Raw genomic sequence first — 1,027 nt, 5'->3', positions numbered from 1 at the left:
TTGGCTTTTGAGAAATGCCACTCCGAATCCGAGGCGCATCATCATGCTCATTTTGAGCTATTGTTTACGGCAGAAACCTTGTTAGCTGTAGCGCGCTTTGAACTGAACAAAGAAAAAACGAGTGATGATGAAGGCTATACCCACGGCAAAATGGTTCGTGGCCTCTTCCACGCTCGTTGTCAGGTTTGCATGAAAAACCACAAGGGTATTTAGCGAATCTCTATTGATTGAGACACACAAGTGCAGCCATTTGCAAGGCTTATTGAATTATTTGGGCCGGAGCATGATTTGATGCTTCTTTGGGCTACGCCCAAACCGGATATTTACCAAGGCTTACCTGGGACTGCATAGGTCATGTAACATAAAAACTTCGACCCAATTTAAGATAACCCATTTTACAGAAATTTTGTATTGTTACCGGTTTGAGTCCCAAACCTTTGTAACCGGTAACCTTCCCTATATAGTTGGCGAGCTTTTTCAATGAGTGGATCATTTTCAAATTGTATATATCCAACTAAGTATAATGCTTTTAAGTAGCTTTCAAATTTTACGTTTCCTAGAACTGCATTTTCTTCATCAATTCCCATAAAGATTTTTGTTTCAAGAGTTAATAATTTTGTGCCTATTTGTGTTGTTCCACCTGACATATATACTTGATCATCGGAATTAAGGATAAGATTACAGCCATGTCTACTATAGTTAATATCTTCGTAAAATGATACTTTTTCATCGGGGGAATCAAGGGTAAGCAGTTTTTTCATTCCTTCTTGATCACGAAAAATATAAACAGTAACGACCGTATGAAAATCTGCATAGAGGTCTTCAGGGAAACTAGGGTCATAACATTCAATAAATTTTTCTTTGGTTATTTGTTTTGCCGCATATTGTTTTATTAATCTTGCGCCGATTTGATCTAGCGTAAACGGATTAGGAATATGTAAAGTCAGGTACGTTTCATACAGTTTATTTATATCAAGCTGCATATAAAATCATCTCCTTCTTCTTTTTTTATCATGTAACATAAAAA

The 1,027-nt window shown here is 36.7% G+C and carries 2 protein-coding genes; one reads left to right on the top strand and one right to left on the bottom strand.

Features of this window, described 5'->3' with window-relative positions; all coding sequences use genetic code 11:
- Nucleotides 1-213 (top strand): hypothetical protein (locus PPOP_RS23045; protein ID WP_006288064.1); only part of this gene is annotated, 213 nt, incomplete at its 5' end.
- 182 nt (nt 214-395) lie between these two features.
- On the opposite strand, the gene PPOP_RS17845 is transcribed toward PPOP_RS23045, so the two are convergent.
- On the bottom strand, nt 396-983 hold the full coding sequence (locus tag PPOP_RS17845) for a hypothetical protein (RefSeq protein WP_006288063.1): 588 nt from the start codon (nt 981-983) through the stop codon (nt 396-398).
- Between the last annotated feature and the right edge of the window lie 44 nt (nt 984-1,027).

The sequence above is a fragment of the Paenibacillus popilliae ATCC 14706 genome (assembly GCF_000315235.1).
Classification (GTDB): Bacteria; Bacillota; Bacilli; order Paenibacillales; family Paenibacillaceae; genus Paenibacillus_B; species Paenibacillus_B popilliae.
The sequence above is the reverse complement of the archived record's forward strand: the minus strand, read 5'-3'. Positions and strand labels throughout refer to the sequence as shown.